The 19,983-nt window shown below is 68.1% G+C and carries 16 protein-coding genes; 12 read left to right on the forward strand and 4 right to left on the reverse strand.

The genetic code is table 11. From position 1 onward, the window contains the following. The first annotated feature begins 291 nt into the window (after window positions 1–291). The 5 genes from D7V88_RS12330 (at window position 292) to D7V88_RS12355 (ending at window position 7,154) form a co-directional block, all read left to right on the forward strand. Window positions 292–1,296 carry an SRPBCC domain-containing protein gene (locus D7V88_RS12330; protein WP_120540836.1) on the forward strand — a complete coding sequence of 335 codons (1,005 nt, stop codon included), beginning with the start codon at window positions 292–294 and terminating at the stop codon, window positions 1,294–1,296. 59 nt (window positions 1,297–1,355) lie between these two features. Further along, on the forward strand, window positions 1,356–2,495 hold the full coding sequence (locus tag D7V88_RS12335; RefSeq protein WP_120540837.1) for a TPM domain-containing protein: 1,140 nt from the start codon (window positions 1,356–1,358) through the stop codon (window positions 2,493–2,495). Between the two features lie 94 nt (window positions 2,496–2,589). Continuing rightward, window positions 2,590–3,324, forward strand: a complete 735-nt coding sequence (locus tag D7V88_RS12340) for an endonuclease/exonuclease/phosphatase family protein (protein ID WP_120540858.1) — start codon at window positions 2,590–2,592, stop codon at window positions 3,322–3,324. Window positions 3,325–3,428: 104 nt separating this feature from the next. Continuing rightward, window positions 3,429–4,580, forward strand: a complete 1,152-nt coding sequence (locus tag D7V88_RS12345; RefSeq protein WP_120540838.1) for a hypothetical protein — start codon at window positions 3,429–3,431, stop codon at window positions 4,578–4,580. Between the two features lie 711 nt (window positions 4,581–5,291). Continuing rightward, window positions 5,292–7,154, forward strand: coding sequence for a hypothetical protein (locus D7V88_RS12355; protein WP_120540840.1), 1,863 nt, complete (start codon window positions 5,292–5,294; stop codon window positions 7,152–7,154). Between the two features lie 411 nt (window positions 7,155–7,565). On the opposite strand, the gene D7V88_RS12360 is transcribed toward D7V88_RS12355, so the two are convergent. From D7V88_RS12360 to D7V88_RS12370, 3 genes are all read right to left on the reverse strand, one after another. Next, the gene (locus D7V88_RS12360) at window positions 7,566–8,030 is read right to left on the reverse strand and encodes an SRPBCC family protein (protein ID WP_120540841.1); all 465 of its coding nucleotides are present in this window, start codon (window positions 8,028–8,030) and stop codon (window positions 7,566–7,568) included. Window positions 8,031–8,217: 187 nt separating this feature from the next. Further along, window positions 8,218–9,537 (reverse strand): PQQ-dependent sugar dehydrogenase, encoded by a 1,320-nt coding sequence (locus tag D7V88_RS12365; RefSeq protein ID WP_120540842.1) that lies wholly within the window; start codon window positions 9,535–9,537, stop codon window positions 8,218–8,220. A gap of 32 nt (window positions 9,538–9,569) precedes the next feature. Then, window positions 9,570–10,706 (reverse strand): esterase/lipase family protein, encoded by a 1,137-nt coding sequence (locus D7V88_RS12370; protein ID WP_147448703.1) that lies wholly within the window; start codon window positions 10,704–10,706, stop codon window positions 9,570–9,572. 168 nt (window positions 10,707–10,874) lie between these two features. Between D7V88_RS12370 and D7V88_RS12375 the strand changes: the two genes are divergently transcribed. The 5 genes from D7V88_RS12375 to D7V88_RS12395 all read left to right on the forward strand — a co-directional run bounded on the left by D7V88_RS12375 (window position 10,875) and on the right by D7V88_RS12395 (window position 15,831). After that, on the forward strand, window positions 10,875–12,122 hold the full coding sequence (locus D7V88_RS12375) for a serine hydrolase domain-containing protein (protein ID WP_120540844.1): 1,248 nt from the start codon (window positions 10,875–10,877) through the stop codon (window positions 12,120–12,122). Between the two features lie 99 nt (window positions 12,123–12,221). Beyond that, entirely contained in the window at window positions 12,222–13,115 is an 894-nt protein-coding gene (locus D7V88_RS12380; protein WP_120540845.1) for a bile acid:sodium symporter family protein, read from the forward strand. Window positions 13,116–13,214: 99 nt separating this feature from the next. Next, window positions 13,215–14,261: a hypothetical protein gene (locus D7V88_RS12385; protein WP_120540846.1), complete on the forward strand. Its 1,047-nt coding sequence runs from the start codon at window positions 13,215–13,217 to the stop codon at window positions 14,259–14,261. A 150-nt stretch (window positions 14,262–14,411) separates the two neighbouring features. Beyond that, window positions 14,412–15,440, forward strand: coding sequence for a trigger factor (locus D7V88_RS12390; protein WP_120540847.1), 1,029 nt, complete (start codon window positions 14,412–14,414; stop codon window positions 15,438–15,440). Between the two features lies 1 nt (window position 15,441). Further along, the gene (locus D7V88_RS12395; protein ID WP_120540848.1) at window positions 15,442–15,831 is read left to right on the forward strand and encodes a hypothetical protein; all 390 of its coding nucleotides are present in this window, start codon (window positions 15,442–15,444) and stop codon (window positions 15,829–15,831) included. A gap of 39 nt (window positions 15,832–15,870) precedes the next feature. On the opposite strand, the gene D7V88_RS12400 is transcribed toward D7V88_RS12395, so the two are convergent. Next, on the reverse strand, window positions 15,871–16,755 hold the full coding sequence (locus tag D7V88_RS12400; protein ID WP_120540849.1) for a LysR substrate-binding domain-containing protein: 885 nt from the start codon (window positions 16,753–16,755) through the stop codon (window positions 15,871–15,873). Window positions 16,756–16,858: 103 nt separating this feature from the next. Here D7V88_RS12400 and D7V88_RS12405 point away from each other — a divergent pair, with 103 nt between their 5' ends. Next, entirely contained in the window at window positions 16,859–18,490 is a 1,632-nt protein-coding gene (locus D7V88_RS12405) for an acetolactate synthase large subunit (RefSeq protein WP_120540850.1), read from the forward strand. A 33-nt stretch (window positions 18,491–18,523) separates the two neighbouring features. Further along, window positions 18,524–19,957 (forward strand): aldehyde dehydrogenase family protein, encoded by a 1,434-nt coding sequence (locus tag D7V88_RS12410; RefSeq protein WP_120540859.1) that lies wholly within the window; start codon window positions 18,524–18,526, stop codon window positions 19,955–19,957. Window positions 19,958–19,983 lie beyond the last annotated feature (26 nt).

The raw sequence follows: 19,983 nt of genomic DNA on the forward strand, positions 1-19,983 counted from the left end.
CCTCGGGGGACGGCGGGGGGCGGGGAGGAGATGGATTCGGAGGAGGGAGCCGGAAGAAGCGTCCGGTCCGTGATGAAGCTTCTCCAAAGCACGGCGTGTGCCAGGGCTTCGCGCGGGTGACCTGGAAGCCGTTTCCCCTCTGAAGCGCCGTTTCCAGCGGGTGCTCCACCCCCCTCGCTCCTGATGAGGCGGGCCATCAGAGGTGGTGACTCGTGTCACCAGTGCCGGGTCGGCGCGGTCCCCCGGTTCTGCTAAGTCGGGACGGAAACCGCCCCGGGGGGACTGAAGACCATGGCGACGAAGACACGAGAGCCGCAGCCCATCGACGCATATCTGGCGGACGTGGCGGACCCGGCGGCGAAGAAGACGCTGCGTGCCCTGAGGATGCAGTTGCGCAAGCTGCTCCCAGGCGCCACCGAATCCATCAGCTACCGGATGCCCACCTTCAAGGTGGACGGGAACGCCGTGGCGGGCTTCGCGTTCTTCAAGACCCACTGTGGCTACTACCCCTTCAGCGGCGGTGTGATTCCGACGCTGAAGGCGGAGCTGGACGGCTACACCACGTCGAAGAGCGGCGTCACCTTTCCGCCCGACCAACCGCTCCCGGTGACGCTGGTGAAGAAGCTGGTGCGGGCGCGACTGGCGGAGCTCGCCACGCTTGGGAAGAAGCCCGCGGCCGCGAAGAAGAAGGCGCTCATCACCGAGCGCGTGACCGACGCCGCCGTGAAGGAGGCCACCGGACGCGACTGGAAGACCTGGATGCGCGCCCTGGACGCGGCGGGGGCGGCCGAGCTGAACCACAAGCAGCTCGTCGCGCACCTGGCCCGGGAGGTCGAGTCCAGTTGGTGGCAGCAGTCGATCTCCGTGGCGTATGAACAGGCGCGGGGCAAGCGCGTGGTGGGCGAGACCGCCACGACGGGCTTTCAAGTGGGCGTGGTGCGCACGCTGCCGATGACCGCCCCCAAACTGTGGGCGTGGCTCACGACGCAGCCGGAGCGCTGGCTGGGCCCGGGCGCGACGCTGAAGCTCGAAGCCGGGAGCCCCTATGCGGTCCCCAAGCGTCGCGGGGCTCCGGGCGTGCAGGGAGAGGTCCGGGTGGTGAAGCCCGGCCAGCGCCTTCGCATGACGTGGCAGCCCGATGGGTGGAAGAAGCCGGCGACGTTGCAGTTCACGCTGGCGCCGAAGCCGCGGGGCGTCGCCTTCCAGGTGCACATGGAGAAGCTTCCGGATGCGAAGGCCCGGGAGGCGATGCGTGAGCACTGGTCGAAGCTGCTCACGAAGATGGCGAAGGATTGACCCGGAGCGTCAGCCGCTGTCGCCTTGGGGCGACCGGAGGCTCTGCTACAATTGGACCCATGCGCGCATGGCTGGGTTTCATGGTCCTGTTCTGCGCCCTCGGCACTCCGGCCCTGGGCGTCACGGTGGAAGAGGTGCCCCGGCCTCCCAGGGGCTCCTGGACGGTGGACCTCACCGCCACCCGCGTCCTCCAGCCGTCGGTCCAGGCGGAGCTCGAACAGACGGGCACTGAGCTGAACGACCGGGGGCTCGGTCAGCTCATGGTGGTGATGCTGGACACCACGTCGGGCAGGCCCTCGCGTGAGTTCGCGCTGGCGCTCTTCAACCGCTGGGGCATCGGCCATTCCGGGCGCGACGATGGCGTGCTGCTCTTCGTCGCGTACGCCGACCGCAAGGTGGAGATCATCCTGGGCGACGGGGTGGATGAACCCGCCGACGAGGAGGCCAGCGACGCGGTGATGGCGCAGGCCATCGTGCCGGCCTTCAAGCGCAAGGATCCCAACGCCGCGGTCCAGATGGGTGCACGAGGCCTGAAGGAACTCATCGAGAACTCACGGCTCAACAATCCCAACGCCGCTGCCCCGGAGCCCGTCGCCGGGAGTGATGTCGCCGACAGCCCCCCCGCCGTGGAGATCCAGGACGCCGCGTCGCAGCAGGTGACCTGGAGCCCTCCGGAAGAGGCGTCCACGGAGCCGGGCCTGGGCGCTATCGCCGGAGGCGCGGGCGTGCTCGGCGCGGCGGGGCTGGCGGGCCGTGCCTGGCTCCGCCGCCGTCCGCGCAAGTGCAAGGCGTGTGGCACCCAGCGGCTGCGGCTTGGAGAGGTGGAGGACGATGCCCATCTCGACGCCGGCCAGCGGGCCGAGGAATCGCTGGGCTCGGTGGACTACGACGCCTGGTGGTGCGAGCGGTGCTCGGACGTGCTCATCGAGCGCTATGGCGCGTTCTTCACCAGCCTCGCGCGCTGCACGCGGTGCGACTACGTGACGGGGAAGCAGAGCTCTCGGACGCTGCGAAGCGCTACGTACGATCACGGCGGCGAGGAGGAGGTGACGGTGCGGTGCACTCACTGCTCCTTCGTGTCCGTCTCGCGCCGCTCCACGCCGCGCCGCACCCGGCCCTCGTCGTCGTCGTCGAGTTCCTCACGCTCCTCGTCCGGAGGCGGGCGCTCCTCGGGAGGAGGCTCCAGCGGAAGCTGGTAGCCGCGTGCCTCGACACGTCCTTTTCGATATTTCCGGATTTGACTAGTTTTCCTTGATGCGCTGGGAGACGCCCGGCGCAAGCTTCGAGGGAACCATGCTCAAACTCCTGTCCTCCGCCGTCCTCAGCCTGCTGTTCTCCCTGGGGCTCATGCCCGCCACCCCGGAGCGGACCGCCGCGCTCGCGGTCACGACGACCACGGTCGCGACGCACAACACCCTGCACGGGGAGGCGACGTTCAAGCCGCTCGCGGACGTCATCGGCTGGCAGGAGGTGGACACCTCCGCGGGTCATTCCAAGCTGGGGGCGCTCACGAACTACGACCACTTCCGGCCTGGCGAGAACCGGCTCGACGCTCGCAACTCCATCGCCATCTCCTGGCGCAAGAGCAAGTACGACAAGACCGGTGATGGCTCCCGTCTCACGCACGGCGGTGAGGCCGAAGTGACGCCTTCGCGCTTCGTGAACTGGGTCGTGCTGAAGAACAAGGAGACCGGCGCGAAGCTGGCCTTCGTCAACACGCACTACATCTCCGGCGCCTGGAACGGGGAGCACCCCGAGCGTCAGGAGCGCTGGCGGACGCACAACGCCGTGGTGCATGAGGTCGTCGCCGACTTGCGCGGCCGTGGCCTGCCCGTCGTCCTGGTGGGCGACTTCAACCGCCCCCTGTCGCAAGACATCCCGGGGATGAACCACCTGCGGACGGCAGGTGTCGACGGCGTCCCCATCGACCAGATCTACGTCCTCCAGGGCATCGGCACCGGTCCCGCCGAGCGCCTGGAGAAATTCGGCTCCGACCACTTCGCCTACACCGCGACCGTCGCGTACTGACGCCGCGACTCCCCGCCGGAAGTGCCGACCCTTCCGCCTGCGTTTGGATTTGCCTTGGATTGGGCGCAACATCCCCAGGCAGAGCAATGAAAGGCGAAACCGGCATGAAGGCGAAGACCTCCTTGCGAAGCTACCGCGCGCTGTCCCTGCTGATGGGAGGGTTGCTGCTGACGGCCTGCGACAAGGGCGCGGCGAAGCCCGAGCCCGTTCCGGACGTCGAGCCGGGAGTCATGAATCCCGGGCAAAGCGGGCAAGGGGAGTTGACGGAGGAGGGGCAGCGGGTCCGCTACGAGCTGGCCACGAAGGCCGGACACTTCTACCGGTTCGGCTGTCAGGCTGACACCCTGCCCATCTGCGAGGTGCGGAGGCTCGACCCGAACACGCTGGAGCCCCTGCCGCCTGCCACCCAGACGTCCTACGCCTCCGCCTCCGCTTCCTGGCGTGCGGCATTGGACGAAACCGCCATCGTGGACGTGCGTTCGTCCCTCAGCCCACCGGTCAAGGTCGGCCGGTACACCTTTGACTTCTCCGAGACCGAGGACACCGAGGGCAACACGGAGCAGGACGCCGTCTCCCAATCGATACCGTCGGAGTTCACAGGCTTCCTGAACGCCCCGTTCCCGGACGACGTGGATGTCTTCCGGTTCTCCATTCCCCAGGGGCACATCCTGGCGGTGCGCTGCATCGGGGCGGACGACTTCGGCCCCGACACGGAGATGGTGCGGGCGGATGGCACCGTGCTCAACACGTACGTCTATCTTGGCTCCAGAGCCGGGGAGGCAGCGCTGTCCGCCGAGAACGACACCGGAGAGGACCTCTTCCTGCGCGTCTTCTTCAAGGCGGCGCAAGGGTGGGCTCAGGTGCTGGATGGCTATCGCTGCACGGCGGCGGACAACGGAGTGGACGATCATCAGGATGCGCCGCCGGGGGCCACGGTGGTGACGGTGCCCTCGACGACCGATGTGAAGCTGTGGCCCACGGGCGACGTGGACGTGCTCGCGGTGGACCTCGTGGAAGGTCACAAGTACCGGCTGTCCTCGAACGGGCACCCCTTCTATGCCGCCACGACGGTGCTGGATGCCCAGGGTGCCCTCATCGTGAAGGACCTCGCGAGCAATGACACGCCGGGGGCCGAATTCACGGCGCCTGGCACCGGGCGCTACTTCCTCTCGCTCCGGCGCGTCCAGGGGCCTGGCGTCTGGAAGTTCATCAATCCCACGGACTTCCCCTACAGCATCTCCGAAGTCGCGCCGTAGGTAGGGATTGCGGGTGAGGTCGCGTCTCAGCCGTACAGTTCGCTGAGCGGCCCCGGAGCGATGCGCGTGCTGAACTCCAGACCGAAGTGGTCGAGCGACGCATCCCCGAGCGCGTGCCCCAGGGAGTTGAAGAGGTTGGACACCTCTCCAGCGTCAGCGCTTCGTGACGGAGGCGAGCAGGACAGGCCCGGGCGTAAGGCCCCCTCCCTCCGGTCCCAAGCAGGCATGCCCTGAAGGTCCCCTGCCGCATGGAGAAGGGCCTGCCCAGACTTGGGGAGAAGCAATCCCACTCAAACCCACGGACTCGCCGCCATCCAACCGCAAAGAATCCGTTGCGGAGCCTTGTTCCGCTCCAGCGACTCACTCCTTTTCCGGAGTCGCCCTCGTCAAATCAGAAAAGGCCAGCAGGGGTGGAATCACAGACTGGAATTCGCGAGGAGGGCGCATCTTCAGCACTTCTCTCGCAATCAATGGCCTGAAGGCTCCAAGTCGATAACGTCTATCTAGAGAGAGCCATTCGTCGTCATTTAAATCCAACCAGGTACCTGCTGAAATCTGGGGCGACTCAGAGACCCCGGGAAATCCGACCTCAGTATAAAACTACAAAGGCATTGGCGGCGCGCACGCCGGGCGCAGTAGCGGCTTGCCAGTGATCAGATGAAGTTGGCTTCGCCTGATCTTCCTCACATCCGCGCCCCGAAGGAGACCCTCATGTCCGTTGCAATGGATGGCATCATGGCCGTATTCAGTCCACCCTCAGATAAAAAGAGTCTTTTGATTGCTGTCGCCGAAGACGGCACCGCAGATGCTCTCAATCAACTCGTCTTCGCGCCACTGTGGCAGGCGTTCGCAGTCAACGAGGTGATGAACAATCCTCCGAGCGGGACGATCTGCAACGGTACGGTCTACGTGGTCTACCCCAGCACCGCCCAGGATACGTCCTCTGCGTTCTGCTACACCTGCACGGGTACGACCTGGAGCGGCCCCACCGTACTCACCGAGGTATTGACGAATTGCGGCATGAGTGCCGTCACGTACAACGGTACGCCGTATGCATTCTATCAGGGCACAACCCTGAACATGAAGAACAGTGGTCAGATGTTCGCCAAGCAATTGCCGGCAGGCTCTTACTGGGGCGTGCTGGGCGAACAAGTGATCATGTCCAACATTCCCTCGGCCATCGCGTTCAACGGCGAAGTCTATGTTTTCTACCAGGGGCCGGGGAATGATGAGCAGGTCTGGTTCACCCATACCTCCGATATCAGCAGCGGTAACTGGGCGGCTTCGACCCAGGTCCCAAATATCGGGGTGGCGTCGTCGGGTTCACCGGGAGCGGTGGTTTTCAACAACCAGGCCTACATCTTCTACCCGAGTTCCAACACCAACAACTCGATGTATTACAGGGGGATGACCACCGCGGGCGCCTGGGGAGCCGAAGGCAACATCTCCGCCGTGAGCATGACTGGCAAGCCGAGTCCCCTGGTCTACAACGACGTCCTCTATGTGTTCTACGAGGGCTCGGGCGGTGGAACGATGTGGTACATCAGTTCCACCGATGCGGTGAATTGGACTGCGCCGGTCCAGCTCGCCATGACCGGAATATCGGCTGCGCCCTACTTGATTGTCTATAACTCACAACTGTTTTGTTTCATGCAGGGGCCGGGGGACGATTCTCAACTGTGGAATTGCATCATCACCCCTGGCGAAACCAACAGCTTCATGGCCCGGATCACCAATGGAGGCCTGTCCTGGTCACCGGGTGTCGCGGTCTACAACAATCAAGTATACGCGTTCATCCAGGGAACAGGAGAAAGCGGCGCAATGTACTGCTGCATCGGCGATTCAAATGGATGGCAGCCCGCCATCCTAATCGTAGGAGAAGGGGGGATGACGGGGTCTCCTGCACCGGTCGTGTACAACGACGTGCTGTATGTCTTCTCTCAAGGTGGGGACTACGCGGGCAATCTGCTCTACAACACCTACAGCCCAAGCAGCGGCTGGAGTGCGCAGCAGGAGGTCGTTCGGGGTGCGGGCATGTCGGGATGGCCCGGGCCGGTGGTGTGGAACAACCAGTTGTACGTCTTCTATGAGGGCAAGGGAAACGCCAACGGCGTCTGGTACAGCGTGATGAGCAGCGATGGAAGCTGGAGTAACTCCATGCAGATGAACACCAGCGGCGTCACGTACTCCAACCAGACCGGAAGCAATCACGCAGGAACAAACGCCCCATGCGGCGTGGTGTACAACGGCATCCTGTATGTCGGGTACCTGGCCAACTCCGGATATATCTACATCACGGCGTTCAGCAGCGACGGCAGCTCGAACGGAAACCCGGTCGCCATCGGAGGGAACGCGTCGTGCTCGATGAGCTTCGCTGTGCTGGATGGGGTGCTCTACATGGCCTACGAGAATGAAACGAGCGGACAGCTCTTCTATCGGGTCAACAGTGGCGATCCCTGCAATAGCGCGGATTGGGGTCCAGGCATCCAGTTGGGCGCGGCGCCGTCGTCGAGTGCGCCGGGGGCCTTCACCGCCTGGACCGAGGATGCGATCAGTTGCGTGCAGATGTTCTGAGCGCGTGTCCCGAGACGGCTCGATGCATCCCTGAGAGCCTCTTTCGGTAGGAAAGAGAGCCGTCCGCCTGCCGGGTCGAATCGGCAGGGGGACGCAGCCCTGGGGAGTGTCGACCTGGGGGATGCGCGTGCAGGCCCCCTGGAGCCAGCGAAGCGGTGCGAGCCAATGCTGGGCCTTCGCCGGCCACTCATCAAGGGAGCACCCGGGATGCAGGCGAATTTGGAGCACCTGGGCTTACCCACGGCATGTGCGAGGTTGGCCCCGGCACAAGCGCCACCTGCAACGCGAAGCGGGCGCATGTGACGGCAGCGCACCTGAGCGACGGTGCGTGCATCGCGTCGAGCGAGTCGATCGGCATGGGAGCCCGCGTCAGCGGCCCCGGCCATGCTCCGCCAGCTCACCCGGACGACGTCATGGCGGAGCGGGCGCCTCACCCTGACCGCTGGCCCACTGACGCGCCTCGCGCTCCAGCTTGTCGAGCGCCCCGTTCCAGCCGTCGATGCAGCCGTCCCGGTCCTGTTCCGACTGAAGGCCCTCGTGAACGAGCGTCAGCCTGGTGCCGCCTGACTGCTCTTCGAAAGTGACGGTGACCTGGGAGGGACCGCTCTTTTCGATCTCCCAGGTAAAGGACACCTTCCGGCCGGGCTCGAGCGCTCGGAATTCACCGGTGAAGTCGTAGGTGTCGCCGTTTGGCGCATGGGTGAGGACCCGGTACTTGCCGCCGACGCGGAGGTCGAGCATCCGCACGTCGCTCGTGTCGCCGGCGTTGGGGCCCCACCAGGAGGCAACCTTCGAAGGATTCACCCAGAAGTCGAAGGCCTCTTCGGCGGTGGCGGAGAGTTGCCGTTGGAGCGTGAGGCTGTGCGGACGTGGCATCGTGCCCCTCCTGGGCGCGGGTGAGCGAGTTCAACGCTGTGCATTGTTCCTCGTCGCCACAATGCGAGAAGGAAGGCCGGTCGATCGCCAGCCCGTCGTCCGGCCCCCTGCACGACAAGCCGCGCAATAGCGTTGCTTTCGGTGTTCATGGGGACCTGGGTGCTCGCGTGAACGCTCCGCGACCGGATCAGCGGGCCGGAGAAGCTCCCGGGGTGAGCTTCCACAGGCGGCCGTTCGAATCGTCCGTGAGCAGGTAGAGCGCACCGTCAGGCCCCTGGACCACCTCGCGGATCCGTTCGTTGCGCTCCGTGAGCAGGCGCTCCTCGCCGACCACGCGGTCGTCCTTCAGCACAAGCCGCACCAGCGCCTGGCTGGACAGGCCGCCGATGAAGAAGTTCCCCTTCCATTCCGGAAAGAGCGCCCCCGAGTAGAGGGTGAGCCCCGAGGGGGAGATGACCGGATCCCAATAATAGACAGGCTGCTCCATGCCGGCGGCCTGCGTCGTCTTGTGGATGGATTCGCCCGAGTATTCCTCGCCATAGCCAATCGTGGGCCAGCCGTAATCCTTGCCGGGCTCGGGGCGGTTGAGTTCATCCCCTCCGCGCGGTCCCATCTCCACGACCCAGAGCCGCTGCTGGGCGTCCAGGGCCGCGGAGAGGACGTTGCGGTGTCCGGAGGACCAGATCTCCGGCCGGGCGTCCTTCCTGCCCACGAAGGGATTGTCCTGGGGGATGGAGCCATCCGGGAAGATGCGGACGACCTTCCCGAAGTCGCTCTTGAGGTCCTGTGCCTGGACGCGGCCCTTGAGGACGGAGCGCTCGCCCAGCGTGACGAAGAGCTTGCCGTCCGGCGTGAAGACGAGCCGTCCACCCGCGTGCAGCGTCGATTCGAGCGTGGGCTGCATGCGGAAGATGACCTGGAGGCCCTCGATGCGCGGCTTCGGGCCGTCCACCAGTCGCGCTCTTGCCACCGCGAGCCCGTTGCCGCCCTCTCGCGGCTCGTAATAGGTCCAGTAGATGAGCCCGCTCTTCGCGTAGTCGGGCCCGACCTCCACGTCGAGCAGCCCGCCCTGTCCCCGGCCATCCACCTTGGGGAGGCCCGCCACCGCGGGTGACTTCTTGCCCGCGGCGGTGACGATGAAGAGCGAGCCCGTGGGCTTCTCCGTGACGAGGAAGCGGCCATCCGGCAGGAAGGCGATGGCCCAGGGCTTGTTGAAGCCCGAGGCAATCTCCGTCACGACGATGGGCGTGCGCGTCTTCACCGCCGGGGCGCGCGTCTGCTGCGCAAACGCGGGCTTGAACTCCGGGACGTTGGGCGGCGCGGTCTCCACGGGCGCGCCCGTGGGGATGTCGCCCTGTCGAGGCACGGACTGCTGACTGTCACCTCCGCGTCCCGGGGCGAGGTTGCCTTCCTGGCGCGTTGGCGGCCGGGTCGTCTGGGCCGCCGCTTCGGGGGCGGCGCTCAGCAGGAGAGAGGCGAGGAGTGGGGTCACGAGTCCAGTGCGCATGGGGACGACTCTCCGTCGGGAAGGGCTGGACGTCACCTGCCGATGGGCGACGTGTCGCCTACCGTGAAGTCCAGCACCCGCTCCCACAGCGCCTGGAATTGCTCCTCCTGGAAGTGGGAGCCCGACTTCAGCCAACTGATGTGCTCCGGGGGCTGGTCGAAGTGGCCCATGACGTCCATGTGGTCCGCGCTCGCGACGTGGAGGACCCGTCCCCAGACCTGGGAGCGGCTTGGGACGATGCCGTCGCTCCGGGATTCGAACTTCCTGCCAAGGACATCCTGGAGGGCCTGCGTCTGCGCCGCCGTGCGCTCGGGAATCTGGAGCTCCCGGGACAGGGGCGCGCTCTTCTCATACAGGAAGGAGAAGATTCCGTAGAGGAGCGCGTCCGGGGAGAGCAGCAGGCGGAGGGCCAGGTTGGGCGGCGGCGCGCCCGTGACGACGCAGCCGTAGCGCACGCCCTCGCGGTTCGCCGTGTTCGCGTTGAAGGCCTGCACGCTGGCCGGCATGAGGTCCTGGATCAGCGTCTGGTTTTCTCCCACCTGGTTGAAGAACCGGATGAGCTCTTCGCGCTCGCCCTCGGAGAGGTCCGCCGTCAGCCGGACGATCTGATTGAAGAGGCTGGGCGGCAGCTTCGCCTGTTCGCTCTTGAGGACGAGCCAGTAGGCTGCCTGGAGCGCGGCGGTCCGGAAGGGCATGGCCTTGCGGTGCAGGGTGAGGAAGGTGAAGAGCCACAGGTAGCGCAGCAGCGTCTTTCCCACGTCGCCCTGGTGGAAGTAGCTGGCCAGCGGGGTGCCGTGGTTCGGGGTGGCGATGGTCACGACCGAGCGCACGCGCTTCACGAAGGCCGGTGCCTCCCGGGCCATGCGGGGTGAAACGACGCTCCGTGCATCCAGCCCGCCCGTGGAGTGCCCGACGAGGTGGAGCTGCGCGTCGTCCTCGTTCGCGGTCCGCGCCATCTCCCGGAACACGTCGCGGGCACGCGCCTCCAGCCCGGAGGTGGGGGAGGAGGCCACGGTATGCACCTGCGCGTCGATGCCGCGCTCCTTGAAGCGCTGCTGGAGCAAACGGGGGACATTCTGGAAATAGGCGATGCGCTCCGTTTCCTTGTCACCCATCTGGGTAAAGCCAAAGAAGCCGGGGACCAGATAGACGCGGTGCCGGTTTGCCATGAACCCAGTCTAGCTTTGGAGGAAGGCGCGACCCCGGGTGGCCGGCCTCAACGTGAAGTCCCGAACCCTTGGTCGGATGCGTGTCCGGGCCCGGGTGACAGCCCGGAAGGGGCGCGGTGTTCCATCCGGCGGCCGGCACCTCCGGCCTCCCCAACGAGGAGATGGAACATGGCTGTCCTGCACCGTGGACTGCGGCTGGGCATGACGTTGCTCGCGAGCGTGATGGCTCCCGCCTGTGGTCCGGAGCTTCCGCCTGGAAGCGTCCCGGAGGTCGGGGAGCAAGAGTCGACCGCGTTGGGACTGGAGTCGGGCTCGCGCCTGCCCCCGCTCAATCGCGAGGCCCTGCGCCAGGCCATCGCGGGCCTGCCGGATGCGGAGGTCACGGGCGCGCTCGTCCGGGTGGAGGGCTCGGAGGGACGGTGGCTGGGGGCGTCCGGCGTGGCGGATGTCCGCACCGGTGCGCCGGTGCGCGCGGACGCACGCTTCCGCATTGGCAGCATGACCAAGGTCTTCACCGCCACGGTGGTGTTGCAGCTCGCCGCCGAGCGCCGGGTGGACCTGGACCGGCCCGTCCAGGAGTACCTGCCGCGCCTCCTGCCGGCGGGCGTCTACGCGCCCATCACGGTGCGGCAGTTGCTCAATCACACCCATGGCCTGCCCGGGGTGCCGGTGCCGCAGAAGGATCCGGACTGGTTCTTCGTGAACCGGTTCCGACGCTACAGCCCCCGGGAACTCGTCGCGCTGGCGCTGCCCGCGGGGCCGGTGTTCGCGCCGGGCACGCAGCAGGACTACGGCAACATCGGCTACATCGTCGCCGGGCTGCTCATCGAACAGGTGACGGGCCGTCCCTACGGTGACGCGGTGCGGGATCGCATCCTGCGTCCGCTGCGGCTGGGGGACACCTTCGTGCCCGGCAACCTGGTGACGATTCCGGGGCCGCATGCCCGTGGCTATGAGGAGGTCCAGGCGGAAGCGGGCGCGTGCCCGGCGGGGGCCATCGTCTACCAGGGGCGGTGCCTGGTGGATGTCACCGAAGCCAGCCAGTCCGTCCCCTGGGCCGCGGGCGAGATGGTCTCCAGCACGGCCGACCTGGATCGCTTCCTCGTCGCGCTCTTCCAGGGCCGGTTGCTGCCGCACGCGCAGCGGGAGGAGCTGTTCACCGTCCCGGACGTGCCCAACGTGGACGGTGGCCGCGCCCTCTACAGCGCGGGGCTGTCCCGCATCGAGGTCGGCGGGCTCACGCTGTGGGGCAAGAGCGGTGACCGGCACGGCTACAACAACGGCATGGGGGCCACGCGCGACCTGCGTCGGCGGCTCGTCTATTCGGTCAACACGCTGCGCATGGGGCAGGACCGGCCGGACATCGCCGCGCGCATCGTCGCGGCGGCCATGGGCGGGCTGCAGGCCGCGCCCTGACGCAGCGCAGTGCCGAACCCGCGCACGGATCGCGCGCGCTTGGGATCCTCCGCACAGGGCTTTCTGGCAGAGTGGATGCTTTCGCTGGGGGCCCCCGCAATGCAGACCAGTGCCATCACCGAGGTGTTCCTGCCGCTCGCGCTGGGGGTGATCATGCTCGGGCTCGGCCTGAGCCTCACCCTCGCCGACTTCCGCCGCGTGGCCCAGTATCCGCGCGCGGCGCTGGTGGGCCTGGGCTGTCAGACGCTGCTCATGCCGCTGGTCTGTTACGCCATCGCGAGCGGCTTCGGTCTGCCCCCGCAGCTCGCCGTGGGGCTGATGCTGCTCGCGGCCTCGCCGGGCGGTGCGACCGCGAACCTCTTCAGCCACCTGGCCAAGGGCGATGTCGCGCTCAACGTCAGCCTGACGGCGGTCAACAGCGTGCTGTCGCTGTTCACGCTGCCGCTCATCGTGAACCTCTCCCTGTCGCACTTCATGGGCGAGGAGCGCGCCATTCCCTTGCAGTTCGCGAAGATCCTCCAGGTGTTCGCCATCGTCCTGGTGCCCATCTCGCTGGGGATGTGGGTGCGCGCGAAGCGGCCGGCGCTGGCGGATGGGCTGGACCGGCCGGTGCGCATCACGTCAGCGCTGTTCCTGGTGCTGGTGGTGCTCGCGGCGACGCTCAAGGAGCGGGACCAACTGGTGACCTACTTCCAGAGCGTGGGGCTCGCGGCGCTCGCCTTCAACCTGGCCAGCATGGCGGTCGGCTTCGCGGTGCCCATGCTGCTGAGGATCGAGCGCAAGCAGGCGGTGGCGATCGCAATGGAGGTGGGCATCCACAACGGCACGCTCGCCATCGCCATCGCGTCCAGCCCGCGACTGCTCAATGACAGCGTGATGGCCATTCCGGCGGCCATCTACAGCGTCATCATGTTCTTCACCGCGGGCGTCTTCGGTGCCCTCGTCGCCCGGAGGCAGGCCGCGAGCGCCGCTGCGGACCTCGGGACGCGCTAGAACTCAGGTGTGCGGATGTAACCAAATCCCCACCATGCAACTTCTTGCGCCAGTGCCCGATAATGGCAGCAAGACTCAACTTTCCAATCGAGGCAGTCCATGACCTCCATCAAGAAGATCTTCCAGAGCGCCACCCAGCAGGCCAAGCAGGTCGTCTCGACCGTGCAGGACACGGTCAAGAAGAACGACAACCTCATCAAGGGCGGCACGGCGGTCGTGAGCCAGGCCTCGAAGGCCATCTCGTTCGGCAAGGACGTGATGGAGCAGGTGGGCAATGTGGGCAAGAAGCCCCTGGAGGGCATCCTCGGCTCCAAGGGGCTGGGCTTCATCTCCAACCCCACGGTCGATGCCGGCAAGTTCGGCGCCTTCCAGAAGGTGATGTCGAAGGCGAAGGGCCCCCTGGCCGCCTTCAGCGTCCTGACCGCGGGCAAGGCCGTCGCCACCGCGGCGGGCGACATCCGCAACGCGGTGCGCAGCGGCAGCCGTGAGGACATCACCAAGGCGGCGCGCTCGTCGCTGGACGCGGCGAAGGCCGGCCTCAACGTCGTCTCGGGCGGCATCCAGGGCAGCAAGGTCGCTGGCGGCATCCTCCACGCGGCGGTCGTCACCCAGAAGCTGGGCGCGGAGAAGGCGGCCCTCGAAGCGTTCAAGCGCGTGGCCCCCAACGCGAGCGAGGCGGTCGCGAAGGCGGCCTCCGGTACGGCGCTGAAGCAGGTCTTCGAGGGCGCCACCGCCAAGGCGGCGCGGCGGGCCATCACCGAGGTCGCGACGGAGACGGCCCAGAAGGCGGCGGGCTCCATCGCTCGGGGCGCCGGCAGCGCCTCGCGCGCCGCGGGCAAGGCGGTGCTGAGCGCGGCGGGTCGTGAGGCTGGCGAGGCCGCCCTCAAGGCCGGTGCGCGCGCGGCGGCGGGTCCGGCGGCCAAGGCGGCGGCCCGGTTCGCTCCGGGCCTCAACATCGCCATGGCGGCCGTGGACACCGCGCAGGCGGTGGCCACGCTGGCGGACCCCAAGGCCGGCACGGGCAAGAAGGTGACGTCGGTCATCACCGCAGTCGGCTCCATCGCCGCGGCGACGAACATCCCCATCGTCAGCCAGGTGGGCGCGGCGGTGTCCACCATCTCCAGCATCGTCGGCGCGTTCTTCTAATAAGCGCCCGGCTGCACTAGAAGAGCTTCCATGGCGCACCGGCCCTTCGCTCCGCATTGGCATGGGCGAGGGCCGGGCTACGTCCCTGGAGTCCCCGTGAGCAGCCACAGTGGTCGAGGCGAAGGACCGGGAGTCGAGAGGCTCCTGAAGATGAGCCCCATCGCCAGCCTCATGGCGGCGGGGCCGGTGTCACTGCCCGAGGCGAAGGCCCCCTCCCTGGAGGGCCTCGCGGTGAAGGTCCCCCTGGCCCGGGACCTGACGCCGGAGGACCTCATCACCCGCTTCCACGAGAAGAAGCGCGAACGGGCCACCGTGCGCGCGCGGGCCGAGGGCGAGCACCTCGCGGCGGGCGACGACGTGCAGCTCAACGTGCTGGGCTACGCCGACGGCCGGCTCATTCCCTTCTCCGCCCGCTTCGGCCAGTGGATGGAACTGGCCCCGCTGCAGGCCCTCCCCGGCTTCGCGGAAGGCCTGGCCGAAGGCGGCACCGTGGGCGGCAGCCTCCAGCTCATGCTCGACCTTCCGGACGACTACCCGGTGGAATCGCTGCGCGGAAAGACCGTCCGCTTCCTCGTCGACGTGCGCGCCGCGCGCGAGGTGACGATGCCGGACGAGGAGGCCCCCGGCTTCCTGAAGCAACTGGCGCTCGGCGACTCGCTGGACGCGGTCATGGACCACCTCCAGGAAGAGCTGGAGCAGGAGCTCTCCGACAGCTTGTGGGTCCAGGCGCAGGAGCTGGTCCTGGAAGAGCTGGCGCGCCGCACCGAGGTGGAGATCCCGCGCAAGCTGGTGGACGAGGAGATCCGCCGCCGCTGGGCCGCCGCCGAAGGCTTTGGCATGGTCGAGCAGAACTTCAGCGTGGAGGAGCAGGAGGAGGCGGTCCAGGGCTGGCTGACGGACCCCGCCACGCGGGAGCAGGCCGAGCGCCGCATCCGTATCGGGCTGGGCCTCAAGGCCGTGGCGGAGCGGGATCAGCTCACGCTCACGCCGCAGAAGCTCCAGGAGCTCCTCGAAGAGTCCACCGAGCCCTTCGGTCTGACGGCCGCGGACGTGAGCGCCGCGCTGCGCGAGTCCCCCGAGACAACGAAGCGGCTGCATGACATGGGCTGGCACCTGATGGTCGTCGAGCACGTCATGTCGAAGGCCCGCGTGACCTTCGAGGGTGCCGAGCAGGGCTGAAATGGCGCCGTTTCCCCCTCCACGCCGGCGCCGCCGTCCCGAGCCTGCCCAGGAGCCGCCCCGCTCCCTGGGAAGGCAGATCCTGGACACGCTGGAGCTGTCCGGGCCCTCGGGGTGGTGGGGCCTGGGCATCGTGCTGGGCGTGCTTGTCGTTGGCTTCGGGCCCTTGTTGCTGTTGGCGCTCCTGGACGTGAGCGGACCGACGCGCAAGGCGCTGGTCGCGCTGGGGCCGGTGTCCATCTGCCTGGGGTTCGCCATCCTCGTCGGGGTGTGTGCCCGGCGGTATGGAAAGGCGCTCGGGTGGTCGCGCCGTCAGGCGTGGATGCTCATGGGGATGTTCGTCGGACTGGGCCTGCTGGGCGGCCTGGGGCTGTGGTTCGGGGAAGCCTGAACCCAGCGCGCCGCCCCGGGGCCGTCGGACGGGCAGGTCTCATCCCGCGTCCTCCTTCGCCCGTGCGCGCACCTCCGCCGCGAACAGCTCCGCCGCGGGCGTGCGGGGTGCGCCCTTGCGCCAGAGCAGTGCCGCCAGTTCGGAGCGGGGCGCCGGGGACAGTCGCTTCACCACCAGCCGCTCCGCGTCCGCGAGTCGCGGCTCGGGCAGCACCGTGACGGCGAGGCCCGCGCGGACGATGGCCAGCACGGTGGCCACCGCGTTGGATTCGAGCGCGATCCGGGGCGCGAACCGCATCGCCGCGAAGTGCGCGTCCACCCGGGCGCGCACCCTCAGCCCGCGCGACAGCAGCGCGAACGGCTCCTCCGCGAGCAGCTTCGCCCCCACGGACTCCGCGCCCGCCAGCGCATGTCCGCGCGCGACGACGAGCGCGAGCCGGCTGTCGAAGACGGGTTCGGCATCCAGGTCCGCCAGGCGCGCGGGCGCATAGCCCAGCCCCACGTCCAGCCTGCCGTCCGCGAGCCGCCGCTCCAGCCTCCTGACGACCGCCTCCTCCGCGCTCAGCGCCAGTCCGGGGTGCCTGCGGAGCACCGCCGTCAGCGCTGGCACCACGATGCCGCGCATGCTCGGTGGGTAGCCCACGCGGAGCGCCCCCGTGGAAAGCCCCCGCAGCGCGCCCACCGCCGACAGGCCCGCGTTCACGTCCTCCAGCGCGCGCGACGCATAGGTGCGGAACAGCTCGCCGGCCTGTGTCAGCCGCACCCCGGCGCGGGCCCGTTCGAAGAGCGGCGTGCCGACCTCCTCCTCCAACTGGCGGATCTGCTGCGACAGCGTGGGCTGGGAGATGTGCACCCGCCGCGCGGCGCGCCCGAAGTGCAGCGTGTCTGCGACGGCGGAGAAGTAGCGGAGGTGTCGAAGCTCCATGGATCCATCATAGATGGCATCTATCGGGTTGATGAGAACAGACGAATGTACGAATCGAGGCCCCCGGGTACATCTTCCTCGTCATCAAGGAGAGAGGGACCCCATGAAGGCATCCGACCTGTTCGTCAAAGCGCTCGAAGCCGAGGGCGTGCGCAGCGTCTACGGACTTCCCGGCGAGGAGAACCTGGACCTGCTCGAGTCCATGCGCACCGCCGGCATGCGCCTCGTCGTCACGCGCCACGAGCAGGCGGCCGGGTTCATGGCCGCCACCCACGGACGGCTCACCGGGCGCGCGGGCGTGTGTCTGGCGACGCTGGGGCCCGGGGCCACCAACCTCGTCACCGCCGCCGCCTACGCGCAGCTTGGCGCCATGCCCATGGTGATGCTCACCGGCCAGAAACCCATCAAGGCCGGCAAGCAGGGTCACTTCCAGATCGTCGATGTCGTCGGGATGATGCGGCCGCTCACCAAGTCCACCCGCACGCTCGTCTCCGCGGAGCACGTCCCTTCGGCGATTCGCGAGGCCTTCCGCCGCGCGGAGGAGGAGCGCCCCGGCGCCACCCACCTGGAATTGCCGGAGGACGTTGCACGCGAGTCCACCGACGCCGTGCCCCTGTCGCCCGGTGTCGCGCGCAGGCCCGTGGCGGATGAGGCGGCCATCGCGCAGGCGGTGGAGACGCTCGCTTCGGCCCGCCGTCCGCTGCTGATGATTGGCGCGGGGGCCAACCGCAAGCTGACGTCGGAGATGCTCCGCGCGTTCGTGGACCGCGTGGGCCTGCCCTTCTTCAGCACGCAGATGGGCAAGGGCGTGGTGGATGAAACGCACCCGCTGTGGATGGGCACCGCGGCGCTGTCCGACGGCGACTTCGTCCACCATGCCATCGAGGCCTCGGACTGCATCCTCAACGTGGGCCATGACGTCATCGAGAAGCCACCGTTCGTCATGCGCGATGGTCGCCGCACGGTGATCCACCTGAACTTCTCCTCCGCGGAGGTCGACCCTGTGTACTTCCCGCAGGTGCAGGTGACGGGAGACCTGGCCAATGCCGTGTGGCGCATCGCGGAGGGCGTGGGCTCGCGCTCGCACTGGGACTTCACGCCCTTCGAGCGGGCCCGCGCGGGGCTCGACGCGCAGTTCGTGAGCGGCGCCGCCGACGACCGCTTCCCCATCTACCCCGCGCGGCTCGTCGCGGAGGTGCGCCGCGCCATGCCGGATGACGGCGTCGTGTGCCTGGACAACGGCATGTACAAGCTCTGGTTCGCCCGTTACTACCGCTGCCGTCGGCCCAACACGCTGCTGCTCGACAACGCGCTCGCGACGATGGGCGCGGGCCTGCCGTCCGCCATCGCCGCGAAGCTCGTCCACCCCCGGCGCAAGGTGGTGGCCGTCTGTGGTGACGGTGGGTTCATGATGAACTCGCAGGAGCTGGAGACGGCGGTGCGCCTGAAGCTCGACCTGACGGTGGTCGTGGTGCGCGACGACGGCTACGGGATGATCCGCTGGAAGCAGGGGGAGATGGGCCTGCCCGACTTCGGGATGACGTTGGGCAACCCGGACTTCGTCCGCTACGCGGAGGCGTACGGCGCGCGAGGACACCGCCCGACGAGCGCCACCGAGTTCGGCGCCACGCTCTCGCGCTGCCTGGAGTCGGGTGGCGTGCACGTCATCGATCTGCCCATCGACTACACGGACACCGCGCGGGCGCTCGGTGCCGGCGCGCTGATGGAGTCGTGAGCCATGGGCACTCAAGTGAAAGTGGGGAACACCATGCTGGCTGAGCGCTACCCGTACTACCTGGCCAACCGACCGAGGCAGCCCAACGCGGAGCTGGCCGTCACCGACAAGTACTCGGGGGAGGTCGTCACGCACGTGGCCGTCGCCGACGCGGCCGCCGTGGAGGAGGCCATCGCCGCCGCGGTGCGCGTGGCGGGGCCCCTGCGGAAGATGGCGCCCTACGCCCGGCAGGCGGTGCTGGAGCACTGCGTGCGCCGCTTCCAGGAGCGGGCGGAGGAGTTCGCGCTCGCCCTCTGCATCGAGGCGGGCAAGCCGCTGCGCGACGCGCGGGCGGAGGTCACCCGCCTCATCGAGACCTTCAAGGCGGCAGCGGAGGAGGCCGTGCGCGGCGGGGGCGAGGTCCTCAACCTGGAGGTGTCCCAGCGCACGGAGGGCTACCGGGGCTTCACCCAGCGCGTGCCGGTGGGGCCGTGCTCCTTCATCACGCCGTTCAACTTCCCGCTCAATCTGGTGGCGCACAAGGTGGCCCCCGCCATCGCCGCCGGCTGCCCCTTCGTCCTCAAGCCGTCGGACCGCACGCCAGTGAGCGCGCTGCTCATGGCGGAGGTGCTCGCGGAGACTGCGTTGCCCGAAGGCGCCTTCTCGGTGTTGCCCGCGCGCCTGGAAGACGTAGGTCCCTTCATCGAGGATGACCGGTTGAAGCTGTTGTCGTTCACCGGCTCGGAGAAGGTGGGGTGGGACCTGAAGGCGCGCGCCGGTCGCAAGAAGGTGGTGCTGGAGTTGGGCGGCAACGCGGCCTGCGTGGTGGACGCGGATCAGGGCGAGCGCCTGGACTTCGTCGCGGACCGCATCGCTCAGGGCGCCTTCTTCCAGGCAGGGCAGAGCTGCATCTCGGTGCAGCGCGTGCTCGCGCACGAATCGCTGTACGACGCGCTGCGGGAGCGGCTCGTCGCGAGGGCCCGGGCCCTGCGCGCGGGCAACCCCCGGGATGAGTCCACCACGCTCGGGCCGCTGATCGACGAGCCCGCGGCGCGGCGGCTGGAGGGATGGATTCAACAGGCCGTGGAGCGCGGAGCCCGGGTGCTGACCGGAGGAGGGCGGCGCGGTGCATTGCTGGAGGCCACCGTGCTGGAGGGCGTCCCCGAGGACGCGTCGCTGTGCGTGGAGGAGGCCTTCGGGCCCGTCGTGCTGCTCCAGCCGTTCCGCGACTTCGACGAGGCATTGCGCCGGGTGAATGACAGCCGCTACGGCCTTCAGGCGGGCCTCTTCACGCAGGACCTGTCGCGGGCGATGCGGGCGTGGGACGAGCTGGAGGTGGGCGGTGTCGTCGTCGGTGACGTGCCGAGCTTCCGGGTCGACACCATGCCGTACGGCGGGGTGAAGGGCTCCGGGCTGGGACGCGAGGGCGTGAAGTACGCCATGGAGGACATGACGGAGCTGCGGCTGCTGGTGCTCCGTCACGGGTGAGGCGTCCGGAAGGGGTGCCCCGTCAC

This window comes from Corallococcus terminator, from assembly GCF_003611635.1.
In the GTDB taxonomy this organism is placed as follows: Bacteria; Myxococcota; Myxococcia; order Myxococcales; family Myxococcaceae; genus Corallococcus; species Corallococcus terminator.

Excerpts from the sequence above, each read along its gene's own strand:
- D7V88_RS12385 (WP_120540846.1), top strand. The coding sequence starts at position 13,215 with ATGACCTCCATCAAGAAGATCTTCCAGAGCGCCACCCAGCAGGCCAAG.
- D7V88_RS12340 (WP_120540858.1), top strand. The coding sequence starts at position 2,590 with ATGCTCAAACTCCTGTCCTCCGCCGTCCTCAGCCTGCTGTTCTCCCTG.
- D7V88_RS12330 (WP_120540836.1), top strand. The coding sequence starts at position 292 with ATGGCGACGAAGACACGAGAGCCGCAGCCCATCGACGCATATCTGGCG.
- D7V88_RS12370 (WP_147448703.1), bottom strand. The coding sequence starts at position 10,706 with ATGGCAAACCGGCACCGCGTCTATCTGGTCCCCGGCTTCTTTGGCTTT.
- D7V88_RS12380 (WP_120540845.1), top strand. The coding sequence starts at position 12,222 with ATGCAGACCAGTGCCATCACCGAGGTGTTCCTGCCGCTCGCGCTGGGG.
- D7V88_RS12365 (WP_120540842.1), bottom strand. The coding sequence starts at position 9,537 with ATGCGCACTGGACTCGTGACCCCACTCCTCGCCTCTCTCCTGCTGAGC.
- D7V88_RS12375 (WP_120540844.1), top strand. The coding sequence starts at position 10,875 with ATGGCTGTCCTGCACCGTGGACTGCGGCTGGGCATGACGTTGCTCGCG.
- D7V88_RS12345 (WP_120540838.1), top strand. The coding sequence starts at position 3,429 with ATGAAGGCGAAGACCTCCTTGCGAAGCTACCGCGCGCTGTCCCTGCTG.
- D7V88_RS12400 (WP_120540849.1), bottom strand. The coding sequence starts at position 16,755 with ATGGAGCTTCGACACCTCCGCTACTTCTCCGCCGTCGCAGACACGCTG.
- D7V88_RS12395 (WP_120540848.1), top strand. The coding sequence starts at position 15,442 with ATGGCGCCGTTTCCCCCTCCACGCCGGCGCCGCCGTCCCGAGCCTGCC.
- D7V88_RS12410 (WP_120540859.1), top strand. The coding sequence starts at position 18,524 with ATGCTGGCTGAGCGCTACCCGTACTACCTGGCCAACCGACCGAGGCAG.
- D7V88_RS12355 (WP_120540840.1), top strand. The coding sequence starts at position 5,292 with ATGTCCGTTGCAATGGATGGCATCATGGCCGTATTCAGTCCACCCTCA.
- D7V88_RS12335 (WP_120540837.1), top strand. The coding sequence starts at position 1,356 with ATGCGCGCATGGCTGGGTTTCATGGTCCTGTTCTGCGCCCTCGGCACT.
- D7V88_RS12405 (WP_120540850.1), top strand. The coding sequence starts at position 16,859 with ATGAAGGCATCCGACCTGTTCGTCAAAGCGCTCGAAGCCGAGGGCGTG.
- D7V88_RS12360 (WP_120540841.1), bottom strand. The coding sequence starts at position 8,030 with ATGCCACGTCCGCACAGCCTCACGCTCCAACGGCAACTCTCCGCCACC.
- D7V88_RS12390 (WP_120540847.1), top strand. The coding sequence starts at position 14,412 with ATGAGCCCCATCGCCAGCCTCATGGCGGCGGGGCCGGTGTCACTGCCC.